A 14,948-nucleotide genomic window follows, 5' to 3' on the forward strand; every position below is an offset into this window, starting at 1 on the left:
CACCCGCCATGCCCATCCCGGGCCGGACCGCCAGCCAGCAAGACGAAAGGGGCGACGACGTGACTTCTTCGATCGGCAAAGGCGGAACGCTTCCAGGCCACGAAGCGCACACCAGCGTCCTTCCGGACAGTCTCCTGCAATCGGGCGCCGGGGAATCCTCCGACGTCCGCAGCCGGCAGGAGGCGACCGTCTTCGCCACGCTGGCCGTGCTGTGGCGGCGCAAGCTGCTGCTGCTCACCGTCATCCTGCTGGGAACGGCGACCATCACCTACGTCATGCAGTCGCTGAAGCCGATGTACCGGGCCACCGCGATGGTGCAGCTCGATTCCCGGCGGGTCGAGTTGGCGGAGTTCAAGTCGGTGGTGTCCAACCTGACACCCGAGGCGCCGGCGGTGCGCAGCGAGGTGTCCATCGTCGGCTCGCGCGCCCTGGCGGAACGGGTGGTGGAAAAGCTGGGCCTGATCAACGATCCCGAATTCAACCCGACGCTCAAGGCGCCGGACGGCGCGGACGATCATTGGCTGAAGCGGGTCACCAAGGCCGGTGTCGGTGCGCTGCCGCCGGAAGGCAACGACGTGCTGCGCCGGATCGTGCAAGAGGCGACCGCGCTGTTCCGCGCCGATGAAAGCCCCATCGCCCGCGACCCGGATCAGGCCCGCCTGCTGACCATCGACACGCTGCTGCGCCGGATCGAGGCGCGCAACGACGACCGTTCCTTCACCATCATCATCGAGGCGTCATCGGTCGATCCCGCCAAGGCCGCCGCCATCGCCAATGCCTTCGGCCAAGCCTATCTGGACTACCGGACGGAAATGAACCGCAGCATGACCGAGCGGGTCAACCAATGGCTCGGCGGGCGGCTCATCGAGGCGCGCGAGGCGGTGCGAGGCGCCGAGGAGGCCATCCGCAGCTTCCGCAAGGAGAACAGCCTGCTGGAGTTGCCGCCGGACGGGCGCAACATGGTCCAGCAGCAGATGAACGAAATCGCCACCCAGCTGACCGCCGCGCAGGCGCAGAAGGCGGCGGCCGAGGCCCGCGTGCGCCAGGCTCGCGACCAGACCGCCACCAACAACGCCGCGGCGATCCCGGAGGTGCTGGCCTCCCCGCTGATCCAAAAGCTGCGCGAGGCGGAAGCGATGCTGGAGCGCCGGCTGGCCGAGCTTCAGCAGGTCTACGGCGACAAGCATCAGGACATCGTGAATCTCCGCCGCGGCATCGGCGAGTTGAAGGCCCGCATCCGCGACGAGGTCGGCAAGATCCAGAAGGGCCTGGACGCCGATCTGGAGGTCGCGCGCATCCGCGAGGCCACCCTGCTGAAGAGCATCGCCGACCTGCAGGAGCAGCAGAAGGGCATCGAGGCGACCGGCATCCAGCTCCGCGATCTGGAACGCGCCGCCGACGCGCACCGCACGCTCTACCGCAGCCTCGCCGAACGCTACGAGCAGACGATGGCGCTGAAGAACACCGGCGCGCTGGACGCGCATCTCAGCGCCCCGGCCCTGCCGCCGATCCGCCCGGCCTTCCCGCAGCTGCGCATGTCGCTGGGCGTCGGGCTGGTCGGGTCAACGGCGCTGGCGGTCGCGCTGGTGCTGCTGCTGGAGCGGCTCAGCTCCGGCCTGCGCACACCGAGCCAGGTGGAGCGGGCGACCGGCGTGCCCTGCCTCGGCATGGTCCCGTCGCTTTCCCGCAACGAGGCGGCCTGGAACCTGCCTCTCCACCCCGATAGCCGCCGCGCTCGCGAGATCGGGGCCTTCCGCGAGGCGATCCAGACGGTGCGCACCATGGCCTGCATGCCGCGCAAGCGGGGGACGCCGCCCAAGGTGCTGCTCGTCACCTCCTCCATCCCCAAGGAGGGAAAGTCGGTGCTGGCGGCCAATCTGGCGCGGTCGCTGGCCGGGCTGGGGCTGAACACGCTGCTGATCGACGCGGATTTCCGCCGCCCCTCCATCGCGAAGCTGCTGGGCTACCAGCCGCAGGGCAGCGTCGCCGACCTGCTGGACGGCCGCGTCGGCATCGACGACCTGATCCATCAGGAAACCACCAACCTCAGCGTCCTGGGCAACACCGTCGGCACCCCCGACGCGCATGACCGCATCAGCTCCCAGGCGATGAGCGACCTGATCGCATGGGCGCGCCACAATTACGATGTGGTGGTGATCGACTCAGCCCCGGTGATGCTGTTCTCCGACGCGCTGGCCCTGTCCTTCCTGGCCGACAGCGTGATCTACGTCGTCCGCTGGCAGCACACCCCGCTGGACACCGTGATGGCCGGCTTCAACAAGCTGAAATCGGTCGACAGCGCGGTCGGCGGCGTCGTGCTGTCCCGCGTCGTCGCGTCCAAGCACGTCAAGTACGGCCACAAGGACGACGCCTACTACTACGCCCTGCACGCGCCCGCGCGGCATTGACGGCGCCGACGGACGGCGCCCCCGCGAAGGCAATCCCAATAGCGAGGATTCCATGACCAACGCCGAGTTTCCGCGGCTCGCCATCATCGGCTGCGGCAGCATTGTGAGCCATCACCTGTTGCCGGCGCTGCTCCGCCTGGGCTGGCGGCCGAGCGTGCTCGTCGATCCCTCGCCGGAGCGGCTGGAGGCGGTGCAGGCCCTGCTGGGCCGCAACCGCGCGCCCGTCGCCGTGGCCGACTGGCGGGAGGCGGCGGACCGGTTCGACGCGGCGCTGGTGGCCGCCCCGCCGATGCTCCACGCGCCGGTCGGCCAGAGCCTGCTGGAGGCCGGGAAGCACGTCTTCATGGAAAAGCCGCTGGCCGTCACGCTGGCCGACGCCGAGCGCATGGTGCAAACCGCGGAGGAGCGCCGGCGCGTGCTCGCGGTCGGGCTGATGCGCCGCTACGTCAACGGCGTCCGCTGGCTGAAGGCGCTGGTGGACTCCGGCCAACTCGGCCGCATCCTGCGCTTCGAGGCGCGGGAGGGCTTCGTCTACAACTGGGGCATCAGTTCCCCGTCGATGCTGCGCCGCGACGGGGCGGGCGGTGGCGTTCTGCTCGACACCGGGTCGCACACGCTGGACCTGCTGCTGTGGTGGTTTGGCGAGGCGGCGGAGGTCGACTACAGCGACGACAGCCACGGTGGGCTGGAATCCGACTGCCGGCTATCCCTGACCATGGCGTCCGGCGCCACCGGATCGCTGGAGCTGAGCCGCACCCGCGCCCTGCGCAACACCATCCGTGTCTACGGCAGCAAGGGCAGCGTCGAGGTCCACCTCTATGAGAACCAGATCGCGTCGGACGTGCCGCAGATCCTCGATTTCGTCCATGACGGCTTCTCGGCCAACCACATCCCACCGCAGATCTTCGGCGACCTGTTCCAGGCGGAGCTGAAGGATTTCGCCGACGCCATCCGCAACGGACGCCCTGCCACCGTCGGCGGGCGCGACGCCCTGCCCTCCACCGCGTTGATCGAGCGCTGCTACGCCAGCCGCCAGCCGCTGGCCCTGCCCTGGGTCGACGGTCCGGCACCCGCCACCGCTCCCCGCACGGACGGCCCGACCGTGGTGGTGACCGGTGCCGCCGGCTTCATCGGAGGGCGGCTGGTCGAGCGGCTGTGCCTGGAGCATGGCGCCAAGGTTCGCTGCATCGTGCGCGACATCGCGCAGGCGGTGCGTCTGGCCCGTTTCCCGGTGGAGATCATCCGCGCCGACCTGCTGGACCGCGAGGCGATCGGCAAGGCGGTGGCGGGGGCCGACTGGGTCTTCCACTGCGCCTACGACGTGCGGTCGCGCCGCCAGAACATCGACGGGATGACCGCGCTGATCGACGCCAGCCTCGCCAACGGGGTGGAAAGCTTCGTCCATCTCAGCACCTTCTCCGTCTACGAACCGCTGCCCGACGGTCCGCTGTCGGAGGAGACGCGCGACGGCGACCGGGCCTGGAGCTACGTCCAGAACAAGCTCGACCTGGAGGCGATGGTGCTCGACGCGGCGCGCAAGCGCGGCCTGCCGGGTGTGGTGCTCCAGCCCTCCATCGTCTACGGCCCCTTCTGCAAGCCCTGGACGAACGCACCCGCCGAGATGCTGCTGAGCGGCACGGTGATGCTGCCACAGGAGAGCGGTTTGTGCAACGCCGTCTACATCGACGATCTGGTGGACGCGATGATCGCGGCGACCCGCAGCCCGCAGGCCATCGGGGAGCGCTTCGTGATCTCCGGCCCCGACGCCCCGCCCTGGGCCGCCGTCTTCGGGTGCTTCCAGGAGGCTCTGGGCGTGGACAGCCTGCGCTTCCAGCCCGCCGAGGCCATCCGCAAGGAGATGAAGAGCCTGCGGCGCGACATCGCCATGGTGCTTCAGGACCCCAAGAAGATCATCCAGATCATCGTGCGCTGGCGCCCAGCCCGCCGGGTCCTCCAGGGCGGGTTCGACAGCCTGCCGCCGCGGCTGCGCCATCTCGTGATGGTGCATTATTTCCTGAAGAAGAAGGCCAGCCGCAATCAGCTCTGGCTGCCCGACGCGCAGAAGCTGGCGCTCTATCAGGCCAAGGCGCTCATCGACCTGACCAAGGCGCGGCGCCTGCTCGGCTACGCGCCGCGCTTCACCTTCGAGGACGGCATGGCGCTGACCGCGGACTATCTGCGCTGGGCCTACCGCGACGTGCCGCGCACCACCCCGGCCACCCCGGCCGCCCCACGGCCCGCCAATGAGGGCCGGCATCCCCTGCCCGCCTCCACCGAGACGACGCGGGTCGGCAGCGCATGACGATGATCCCGGCGTCGCTCGTCCGCAGTTTCTGGACCCTCGCCGACCAGGGCGTGGTCAGCCTGGGCATGTTCGCCATCAACATCCAGCTCGCCCGCAACTTCTCGTCGGAGGAATACGGGACCTTCGTCTTCTTCCTCTCGGTGCTGCTGGCGCTCCAGGTCGTCAACGTCAGCCTGATCCAGTATCCGCTGTCGGTGGAGGGCGCGGTGCTGGAGCCCGCCGAACGCCGGACCCTGGCGGGCCGCGCCGTCCTGATGACCGCCGGATCGATCCTGCCGCTGTCCGGCATCCTGGCGCTGGTCGGGTACGGGCTTGGCATGCCGGAACTGGTCGGCCCCACCGTGCTCTACTTCATCGTCTGGCAGGTGCAGGAGATCGGGCGGCGCGGGCTGATGTCCGGGCTGAAGCATGACAAGGCTTTGTGGGGCGACAGCGTCACCTATCTGGGCCAGATCGCCGTGCTGAACCTGATGGCGCTGGGCGGCCATCTGACGCTGGAACGGGTGTTCGTCGCCATGACCGGTCCGGCGCTGGCCGGGGCGGTCGTCCATTTCGCGATCCTGCGCCCGCGCTTCGGCGGCTTGTCGGACCTGCCCGCAGTCGTCCGCCGCTTCTGGTCGATCGGGCATTGGGCGCTCGCCAACAATCTGTTCCTGATGCTGCGGGTGCAGAGCCTCGTCTGGCTGATGGCGGCAATGGACGGCATGGCGTCGACCGCGGCGTTCCAGGCGGTGGTCAATCTGGTGAACATCGCCAACCCGATCATCATCGGCATGGGCAACCTCGTCCCGCAGATCGCCGCGCGCGGCCGCAGCACCCTGTCCACAAGCACCGGCGGGCTCCATCCGGATGAGCAGGCGTGGCTGGCGATCCGCGGCTACGTCGTCATCGGGGCGGCGCCGCTGCTGGTCTATTACAGCCTCGGCCTGCTAATTCCGCACCAGATGCTGAACGTCGTCTATGGCGCCATGTCGCCCTACGCCGACCAGGACTGGCCGCTGCGCCTGCTCTCCATCGGGGCGCTGGCCGGCTATCTGGCGGAGATGGTCTGCTCCTACTTCTACGGCGTGCAGCGCAGCCAGTTCGCTCTGGTGGTGAACGTCACCGGGACGCTGGCGGTGTTCGCGGTGGTCGGCCCGCTGGCGGCGATGTACGGCGTCGCCGGGGTGTGCATGGCCCTGCTGTTCTCCAGCCTGCTGCGCGTCGGCGCCGCCCACTATTACCTCTCCAAGACGAGGACCCCCCATGTCGCCCGCTGACGGCAGCGCCGCGTTCGCGGTGGAAGAGGCCCCGCTGCGCCCGCTCGACCTCCGGCATGTCGTGATCCAGCCGGCCATCGCCCACCCCTCTTCGGCGAACGGACTGCACAATGTGGTGCGCAGTCTGATCGCCGAGCAGCGCGCCATGGGCGACGACGCGCGGCTGTGTCTGTTCTCCGACGATCCGGACGCCCTGACCGGCATCCCGGCGGACTGCCCGGCACAGCGCTTCCCCCTCGGCGGGCCGCGGCTGTCCGGGCGGTCGCTGACCATCGCGGACGCGACTCTCGACCGCCTGCTCGACGGCGCCGGGACGGACACGGTGGTGCACATCCATGGTGCGGTGAAGCCGCTGTTCGCGGCGCTCGCCCGCGGGCTGCACCGGCGCGGCGTCGCCTATGGCGTGACACTGCACGGCCAGTGCTCCCACGTCTACGACATCGCGGGCCGGGTGCGCCGCCGTCTGCCCGCGGCGTGGCTGCGCGTCTTTGACGGTCCGGCCTTCGCCCGCGCCCGCTTCGTCCACGCCATCACGGAGGAGGAGGCCGCCATCGTCCGCCGGGTGGCCCCCGCCGCCGCCGTGCGCCTGCTGCCCAACACCGCCTGGTCGGCGCGGCGCGGCGGCCTTCCCGCCGCCGTTCCGCGCGCGGCACCGGACGGCGACCGGCTGACCTTCGGCTATTGCGCGCGCTACGAGATCGACCACAAGGGCGTGGACCTGCTGATCGACGGCTTCGCCGCCTACCGCCGCGCCGGCGGGCGCGGGGTGCTGGAGCTGGCCGGGTCCGGCCCCGCCCGCGCCGAGTTGGAACGGCGTGCGAACGCCCACGGCCTTGGCACCCACATCCGCATCCATGGCCCGGTCTTCGGGGCGGAGAAGGCGGCGATGATGGCGGGCTGGCACTATTTCGCCCTGACCTCGCGCTACGACGTGATGCCGACCGGCTGCCTGGAAGCCGCCTTGTCCGGCCTGCCGCTGATCGTGACGCGGGAGACCGGCCTCGTCCCCTATGTGGAGGGCCACAGCGCCGGCTTCGGCGTGTCGGCCCTGACGGCGGAGGCGGTGGCCGACGCGCTGGCGCGCGCCGAGCGGACCGGCCCCGGCGTCTGGCAGGACATGGCGGCCAACGCCCACCGCATGGTGGTGGCGATCGGCGACTGGGGGCGGATCGCCGCCCGGCTGCGCGCCGCCGCCTACGGACGCCCGTCATGAGCGCCGTCCTCGCCACGCCGAAGCGCAGCGGGACCCGCGCCGCGGACCATTACCTGACCTTCCTGATGGTCGTCCTGCTGGGCTATTCCCTGGCCGGGCGCGGCTTCGCCTACATCGGGGCGCCGCCGCTGTTCATCGGGGAGGTGCTGCTGCTCTCCGGCCTGCTGGTCATGCTGCGCACCGGCGGAGTCTTCGCCACGGTGTCCAGCCTGCCGGGAACGCTGCTGGCGATCCTGATCGTCTGGGTGCTGGCGCGCACGCTGCCCTATTTCGGCACCTACAGCTTCGATGCGCTGCGCGACAGCGTGATCGTGATGTACGGCCTGCTCGCCTTCGTCGTCATCGCCCTGCTGTACGACGAGCCGAAACGGCTGCGCCGCCTCGTGCTGGCCTATGGCGGCTTCGCGGTGTTCTTCGTCACGGTCATGCCGGTCGTCTACCCGCTGTTCCAGCTTCTGCACGCGCAGATCCCCACTTGGCCGCGCTACGGAGTCCCCTTCATCAGCCTGCGCCCCGGCGAGGTCGGCGTGCATTTCGCGGGCGTCGCCCTGTTCGTGCTGCTGGGCTTCCGCCGCTTGAACCCGCTGCAACTGGCAATGCTGGTGTTCGGCATGGCCCTGGTCGCCGCCCACAGCCGCGGCGGGATGCTCGCCATCGTCGTGCCGTTGGCCATCGCGCTGGCCCTGGTGCCGCGCAGCCGGCAGCTCGCCCCGCTGCTAGGCATCACCGCGGTCACCGTCATCGTAGCGCTGGTGCTGAACCTGGAGATCGAGGTCTCGTCGCGGAAGCTGTCGGTCGACCAACTCGTCACCAACGTGCTGAGCATCCTGGGGACCACCGACACCGCCACGCTCGACGGCACCAAGCAATGGCGCATCATGTGGTGGGACAAGATCATCGGCTACACCGTGCAGGGCGACCATTTCTGGGACGGAAAGGGCTTCGGCATCAATCTGGCCGACGACGACGGGTTCCAGGTGGTCGATGCCGAGGACGGGCAGGTGCTGCGCAGCCCGCACAACGCCCACATGACGATCCTCGCCCGCGCCGGGGTGCCCGGCTTCGTCCTGTGGGCGGCGCTGTTGGGAAGCTGGTCGGTCTTCATGATGCGCGCCTTCCTGCTGGCCCGCCGCAACGGCGACCGCGCCTGGGCACGGCTGTTCGTCTTCCTCTTCTGCTACTGGCTGTCCATCGTTATCAACGCCTCCTTCGACGTGACCCTGGAGGGGCCGATGCTGGGCATTTGGTTCTGGGTCCTGTTCGGCGTCGGCATCGCCGCCGGCCTGATTTACCGCAACGAACTCGAAAACCGGTCCCCGCTGCCGCATTCATGAGGGAGGATGAACGATGAGCGTGCCGTTCATTGGCGAATCCGCCAATTCCGGAAAGTCGATTCTGCTGGTGGCCTTCGCCTTCGAGCCGGACAGCGGGTCGGAATCCGCCAACGGCTGGAATTGGGGCGAGGGGCTGAAGCGGTCGGGCTGCCAGGTGACGGTGGTCACGCAGGGGCGCCTGCGCCCGAAGATCCTGGGCAAGATCGCGCGCGGCGAAACCGCCTTCGAACCGGACGACTTCGTGTTCATCGACCGCCCCGACACCATGGCGCACCACGACAGCAAGACGCGGTTCCAGCTGTCCTACATCGCGTGGCAATGGCGCTGCCGGGCGGTGGTGAAGGAGCTGGTGCGCCGGCAGCCCTTCGACATCATCCATAACGTAACCATCGGCGGAATCCGTTTTCCCGCCTTCTGCGGCGGATTGGCGCCCCTGTCGGTGATCGGCCCGGTCGGCGGCGGGGAGCGGGCGCCCTGGCCGCTGATCCGCCCGCTGGGCTGGAAGGCCATCGCGACGGAGCTGGTCCGCGACATCGCGATCGCCATGACGCGCATCGACCCCTTCCTCCGCCTGACTTACCGGCGCTACAACCTGATCTATGTGAAGACCCATGAGAGCCGCCACGTCCTGCCCGCCGGGGACCGCCACAAGGCACGCCAGCATTTCGGCTGCTCCCTCCCGCCCGAACGCTTCGTGCCGATGAAAGCCCAAACCGGCGGCGATGCCGGAGCGCCTCTGAAGCTGCGCTTCTCGGGCCGCTTCCTTTACTGGAAGGGTGGCTACTATGCGCTGGCGGCGCTGGCCAGGGCCCTGGAGAAGGGGGCGCGGGCACGCCTTCAGATGATCGGCAGCGGTCCGCAGTCGGAGGAGTGGAAGACTCTCGCCGACCGGCTGGGCATCGCCGACCATGTCGATTTCATCGAGTGGCTGTCCCATCCCGACTATATGGAAGTGCTGCGAAGCTCCGACGCGCTTCTGTTCCCCAGCCTGCACGACTCCGCCGCCAACGTCATCATGGAGGCATTGGCCAACGCGCAGCCGGTGATCTGCCTCGATCTCGGCGGGTCCGGGATCATGATCGATTCCTCCTGCGGCTTCGCCGTTCCCTGCCACGGGCGCGCCGCGGCGGAGGTAATCGACGGGCTGGCCGACGCCATCGTGACCCTCGACCAGGACCGCGCCCGCCTGCGCGCCATGAGCCGCGCCGCCCACGCGCGCGCCCAGGATTTTGCGAGCTGCCGAATCACGCCGGACCTCTACACGCCGGCGCCGGCATAGGAGCATTCGGACAAGGTCAATGCCGAGGCGATTGGCTCCCGCGCACGATGCGGCGCAGCGCCCGGCCGCGCAACATGTGGTCGTGAACGAAGCCCAGTATGTCCAAGACGCCATCCTCGGCGATGCGGAACACGACCGCGTGTCGCGGATCATGGACCCGTTCCGCCGGATCGGGACCATGATCCCGGCTGTGCCAGGCGTGGTACAGGCCGACGGACTGTTTCAAGCTCCGAACCCACTCGACGCCGTCCCGCCGCGGGTCGTCGGCCAATTCCTGCATCGCCTGGACAAGGAGGGCCGCGTAGCGCATGCGGCCGACCGCGTGAAACCGCTCCTCGCTCCAGTCCAGGATCGCGTCGAGGTCGGCTTCCGCCGGTGCGGACAGGCGGAACCCGCCCACGGTCAGCTCTTCCGGGCCGCGGCACGCTCCGACGCCCGGCGGTTCAGGTCGGCGAGCAGCGCGCGCCGATCCTCCTCGCCGTCCACCAGCCGATAGTCTCCGCGCTCGATGGCTGTCGTTCCACGTTCGGCAATGGCCTCGATGGCGGCGAGGCTGGCGCGCTCTGCGTCCAAATCGTCCTGATAGCGACGCAGCGCCTCGCGAACGACCTCGCTGGCATTCTGGTGCCGCCCGTCCTCGACCTGCCGGTCGATGAACGCGCTCAACCGCTCCGTCAGGCTGAAATTCCGACCACTCATGCCGTGTCTCCAGACGTAGTATCAAAGATTGATACCGGCTGGGATGGCCGTCAAGCCCGCAAAGGCCATGCGGTTTCGGCAACCGACAAAGGGCGGTCCAGTGTCGGTTGGACCGCCCTTCGCCGTTCCGGCCGCGTTACGCCGCGTGGCTCAGCAGCGACGGGTCGATGTGGTCGAACAGGGGATCATAGCCGGCATCGACCGGCATGGCCCCGTACACGCTGTTCGCCACCCCCACTGCGTCGGCCACGGCAACCGGAGCAGCCGCCGCCTGCTGGGCCGCGACGTGGCTCCACACGCTGTCCGTCCCGGCGTCGAGCGCCAGCGCCGTGGCCTCGCCGACCGGGGTGGCCGACGGGAAGAAGCTCTTGTCGGCGTCGACGACCAGCGTGCCGTTCCACCACAGGCCGGCTTGGCCCTTGACCACGTCCTTCCCGTCCAAGGCACCCTTGTCGTAGGTGACGATGCCGTCGGTGGGAGTGACGGACTTACCGTTGATCGTGACCTTGTTGACGATCAGCGAGCGGTCCTGCCCGTTCACCACCGCGTCGTTGTCGTACTGGATCTGCACCTTGTGCGCCTGATCGGCGCTCAGGCTGGTGGTAAAGTTGTAGTCCTTGGCCGAGGTGCCGGCCACACCCTCACCGACCTTCTGGCCGTCGACCAGCAGGTTGAAATGGGCGTTTACCCCGCCGGCCGCAGCGCCGGAGGCGTTGACGGTGATCGTCGTCGTGCTGGGACCGCTCTGCGGCAGCGAGCCGCCCGCGGGGAACTCCTTGGCCGGGGCGTCGACCACCAGCGTGCCGCCCCACCACATCGACGACTGGCCCTTGACCACGTCCTTGCCGTCCAAGGCACCCTTGTCGTAGCTGACGATCCCGTCGGTCGGGTTGTGGGCGGTGCCGTTGATGGTGATCTTGTTGACGAACAGATTGCGGTCCTGCCCGTTCACGAAGCCGTCGTTGTCGTACTGTATCTGAACCTTGTGCGGTTGCCCGGCGGTCAGCGTGGTGGTGAAGCTGTAGTCCTTCGCCGCCGTACCGACCGTGGCGTCGCCGATGGCCTTGCCGTCCACCAGCACTTTGAAATGCGCGTTCACCCCGCCCGCGGCGGCGCCGGAGGCGTTGACCTTGATCGTCGTGACGCTGGCCGTCGGCGTGGTCGGGACGGTCGGTGTGGTCGTCGTGGTGTCCACCGCGAAGCCGGCGGAGGCGCCCGCCTTGCCCGTGTTGCCGGCGAGGTCGGTGTAACTGCCGGCCTTCACCGCGAGGTTGGCGTCGGTGATCTTCGTGTTGGTCGAGGGCGTGAAGACGGCGGTGTAGGTGGAGGCGTCCACCGTCTTGAAGCCGCTCAGCGTGCCGCCCTTCACTGTGGTGTCGGCCAGCGCGAAGTCCTTCACCGCCTCGCTGAAGGCGAAGGTGACGAGCGGCGCCTCGCCCTTGGTCACGCTGCTGTCGGCGATGCTCACCTTGACGGTGGGCGGCGTGGTGTCGGTCGGGGTGGGGGCCGGCGGCGCGGTGGGTGTGACCGTCGTCCAGCCGGTGGTCGAGGGGTAGGCCTGGGACAGGGTCGAATGTTCGTCCTGCGTGGTCGCGTTCATGTAGGCGGACCAGCTGTCGCCTTCCGGGAAGTCGCCCCAGCGCCAGCGGTCGCCGTCCGGCATGTAGTAGGTGTTGTTGTCCCACACGTTGCCGCCGTTGAGCATGCCGGCTTCGTTGTGGTCGGCCACGCCGCCCGACTGGCCGTTGCCGTCCTTCGAGACGATGATGTTGTCGTGGATCTTGTTGTTGGTCGTGGTCCAGGTCCCGAACTCCCCGGCACCGCGGTCCTGCTGGATCATCACGATGCTGTTGGCGCCCTTGACCCCGGTGATGTCGATCTTGTTGCCGTAGGCCTCGACGTTCTGCGAATTCTGGATCTGGATCGACCCACCCCACAGCCAGCCCTCGGCCTGCGGCTTAGCGCCGTTGCCGACCATCACGTTGTTGCGGATGATGGCGTCGTAGCTGATCTCGTGGGTGATGCCGCCGCCGCTGTTGTTCAGGAGCACGTTGTTCTCGTACAGCGTCCCGACATTATCGATGTCGGTCCACAGGCCGAAACCGGTGTTGTCGTGGGAGTAGTTGCCGCGGACCACCAGATCGGTGGTGTAGGCGAACTTGGTGCCGCCGCCCTCCCAGAACACGTCGATGCCCGACCAGGCGCCGTTGCGCGCGATCTCGTTGCCTTCGACCAGGATCTTGGTCCCGGCGCCGCCCAGCCCCATCTCGCCGTTGTCGTGGACGTAATTGCCGATGAACTTGCTGCCGTCCTGCGCCGTGGCGCCGACCGCGTAGTTCAGCCGCAGCTCGTTGTCCTGGATGGTCCAGTTGACGTCGCCCTGGATGGCGCCTTCCTGCGCCGGCGGGGTGTATTTCTCGATGACGAGGTTCTTGACCGTCACGCCGTCCGCGGTGCCGCCGAAGGCGCGGGCGGTCGTCCCGGCCTCCACCTTGTGCCCCGCCGGGTTGTCGCCCAGATAGATCTTGTCGGCGTTGTAGTCGAAGTAGAAGGTTCCCGCCTTCAACTTCGACAGCGCGTCAACGGGGGTCAGCGGCTTGTCGTCGACATAGACGGTTTCCGGATAGCCGGCGCGCATCGCGCCGGGCGTCGCCTCGTCCGTCGCGCGGCGCTCGCCCTGTTGGGTCTGCCCGCCGACCGCCCAGCGCCCGGCGCTGTCCTGGGTGAAGCCGGTCAGCAGCTTCGACCCGTTCAGCACGGCGCCCTCGGCCCCGATGAAGGTCTGGTTGTCCTTGGGGGTGATCGACTGGAGACGGTACTCGCCCGGCTGCAACCAGAAGGTCGCGCCAGCGGGAGCGCCATTGACGATGGATTGGATGTTGGCGCCCGGTGCTATGACGATCGCACCGGCGGGGGCCGTCAGCGTCTTCGGTCCGTACAGGTTAGCCATATGTCAATGCTCTCTTGAGGTGTTATCTGCTGATATGAGTTTTTTGGCGGTTTCGCCCTTTGGCATATGCATCTACTACCAATTTGCGGAATGTTCCTGGCGGGGCATTTTTGTGAGATTCCCGGCATCTTTTTGCGAAGACTCCAGGAAGTCTCTGTTTTTCAAAAAGGAATCTTCCGCTTATCAAAGGGCGGAGAAGACAATGAGAATTTTTGCTTGCGGCCGCTTGCAAGCGCACAAGCGCCGCGCCGCGTCATCCGCTGGATGACGGCGCAAGCCCCTGGGGACGTCGAAAACGCAGAGGGATCAGTCGCCGCCGAACTGGCGGTCGATCCACTCGCTCACCGCCGCCGGATCGAAGCGGAGGTCGAGCGGGATGCCGGCGATGGCGGCACGGCAATGCTCGATGAAGGCGCGCTCCGCCCGATTCATCTTGGCGGCGGGGTTCCACAGCAGATGGATGTCCACCGGCGCCACCCCCTCCTCCGGCGGCAGGGGCCACAGCAGGCCGTCGCGCACGTCGCGCTCCGCCACATGGCGGGGCAGCGGCCCGATCCCCAGCCCCACCGAGATCATGCGCCGCACCTCGTCCAGATTGACCGAGGCACCGACGATCCGGCTCTCGATTCCCTCCTGCGCGCGGAAGACGGCCAACGGCGACAGCACCCCGCCGATCTGGTCGGAGGTGAAGGAGACGAACCCCTCGCTGCGCAGGTCGCCCAGCGTCAGGCCGGTGCGGCCGAACAGATGGTGCCGCGGCCCGCAGTAGAGGCGGTAGATCTGGCGGGCGAACAGCGCGTGCTCGACCAGCGGCGGCGGCTCCCGCATCAGGCAGAGGCCGAGCGAGCCGGTCTTCTGCTGGATCGCCATGTGGACGTCGGCGCTCGCCATCACGTCCAGCCGGAAGGTCACCTGCGGATGGGTGGCGTGAAAGCGCTCCAGAATGGCGTCGAACAGCAGCGACTGGATCCGGCTGGCCAGCAGGATTCGGATATGGCCGGAAATCTCCTCGCGGATGTCGCGCATCAGGACGGCGAAGCGGGAGATGTTGCCGTAGATCTCCAGCACCTCGGCGTAGATGATCTCCCCCGCCTCGGTCACCCGGAAGCGGCCCTGCCCGCGCTCGATCAGGCTGCGGCCCATCTGGTCCTCCAGCCGCTTCAGGGCCTGGGAGACCGCCGGCTGGGTCAGCCCGAGACGCTGCGCCGCGCGGGTCAGCCCCTGCTCCTGCACGATCACCATGAAGGTGCGCAGCAAGTTCCAGTCCAGCTGGTGGCCCAGCCGTTCCAGATCGCGCGCCGTCATCGGGGGAAAACCCATCGCCATAAATCCTGCTTATGTCGGCAATGAGGATTATCGATTTGGCGAAGGATGAGAAGCTGAATTGTAATACGCCTGTCGTCAGCGGTCGATCCCCGGCGGCGCCCGACCGGGCAAAACCAGGGTCATAGTCCGAAAGTCGAAATCGCCACAGTTTCTTTCCGGAGATTTGCCGACACAC

10 protein-coding genes are annotated in these 14,948 nt (G+C 68.2%); 6 read left to right on the forward strand and 4 right to left on the reverse strand.

Going from position 1 to position 14,948, the window contains the following annotated elements; translation table 11 throughout:
• The first annotated feature begins 59 nt into the window (after window positions 1-59).
• From H1Q64_RS28975 to H1Q64_RS29000, 6 genes are read left to right on the forward strand one after another with little or no spacing between them, the layout of a single operon-like run.
• Window positions 60-2,408, forward strand: coding sequence for a GumC family protein (locus tag H1Q64_RS28975; RefSeq protein ID WP_237907335.1), 2,349 nt, complete (start codon window positions 60-62; stop codon window positions 2,406-2,408).
• Between the two features lie 52 nt (window positions 2,409-2,460).
• Window positions 2,461-4,710, forward strand: coding sequence for an NAD-dependent epimerase/dehydratase family protein (locus tag H1Q64_RS28980; protein ID WP_237907336.1), 2,250 nt, complete (start codon window positions 2,461-2,463; stop codon window positions 4,708-4,710).
• Window positions 4,707-5,972 (forward strand): lipopolysaccharide biosynthesis protein, encoded by a 1,266-nt coding sequence (locus H1Q64_RS28985; protein WP_237907337.1) that lies wholly within the window; start codon window positions 4,707-4,709, stop codon window positions 5,970-5,972. The genes H1Q64_RS28980 and H1Q64_RS28985 overlap by 4 nt, the downstream gene beginning before the upstream one ends.
• Entirely contained in the window at window positions 5,959-7,185 is a 1,227-nt protein-coding gene (locus tag H1Q64_RS28990; protein WP_237907338.1) for a glycosyltransferase family 4 protein, read from the forward strand. Before H1Q64_RS28985 ends, H1Q64_RS28990 begins: the two co-directional genes overlap by 14 nt.
• Window positions 7,182-8,519, forward strand: a complete 1,338-nt coding sequence (locus tag H1Q64_RS28995; protein WP_237907339.1) for an O-antigen ligase family protein — start codon at window positions 7,182-7,184, stop codon at window positions 8,517-8,519. Before H1Q64_RS28990 ends, H1Q64_RS28995 begins: the two co-directional genes overlap by 4 nt.
• Before the next feature lie 13 nt (window positions 8,520-8,532).
• Window positions 8,533-9,798: a glycosyltransferase family 4 protein gene (locus H1Q64_RS29000; protein ID WP_237907340.1), complete on the forward strand. Its 1,266-nt coding sequence runs from the start codon at window positions 8,533-8,535 to the stop codon at window positions 9,796-9,798.
• A gap of 16 nt (window positions 9,799-9,814) precedes the next feature.
• Here the strand turns inward: H1Q64_RS29000 and H1Q64_RS29005 are convergent, their stop codons facing one another.
• The 4 genes from H1Q64_RS29005 to H1Q64_RS29020 all read right to left on the reverse strand — a co-directional run bounded on the left by H1Q64_RS29005 (window position 9,815) and on the right by H1Q64_RS29020 (window position 14,767).
• Entirely contained in the window at window positions 9,815-10,198 is a 384-nt protein-coding gene (locus H1Q64_RS29005) for a type II toxin-antitoxin system RelE/ParE family toxin (RefSeq protein ID WP_237907341.1), read from the reverse strand.
• A gap of 2 nt (window positions 10,199-10,200) precedes the next feature.
• Window positions 10,201-10,497, reverse strand: coding sequence for a type II toxin-antitoxin system ParD family antitoxin (locus tag H1Q64_RS29010; RefSeq protein WP_237907342.1), 297 nt, complete (start codon window positions 10,495-10,497; stop codon window positions 10,201-10,203).
• Between the two features lie 136 nt (window positions 10,498-10,633).
• Window positions 10,634-13,447, reverse strand: a complete 2,814-nt coding sequence (locus H1Q64_RS29015; RefSeq protein WP_237907343.1) for a carbohydrate-binding domain-containing protein — start codon at window positions 13,445-13,447, stop codon at window positions 10,634-10,636.
• A 306-nt stretch (window positions 13,448-13,753) separates the two neighbouring features.
• Window positions 13,754-14,767 carry a LysR family transcriptional regulator gene (locus tag H1Q64_RS29020; protein WP_419468871.1) on the reverse strand — a complete coding sequence of 338 codons (1,014 nt, stop codon included), beginning with the start codon at window positions 14,765-14,767 and terminating at the stop codon, window positions 13,754-13,756.
• Between the last annotated feature and the right edge of the window lie 181 nt (window positions 14,768-14,948).

It is taken from the genome of Azospirillum brasilense (genome assembly GCF_022023855.1).
Taxonomy (GTDB): domain Bacteria; phylum Pseudomonadota; class Alphaproteobacteria; order Azospirillales; family Azospirillaceae; genus Azospirillum; species Azospirillum brasilense_F.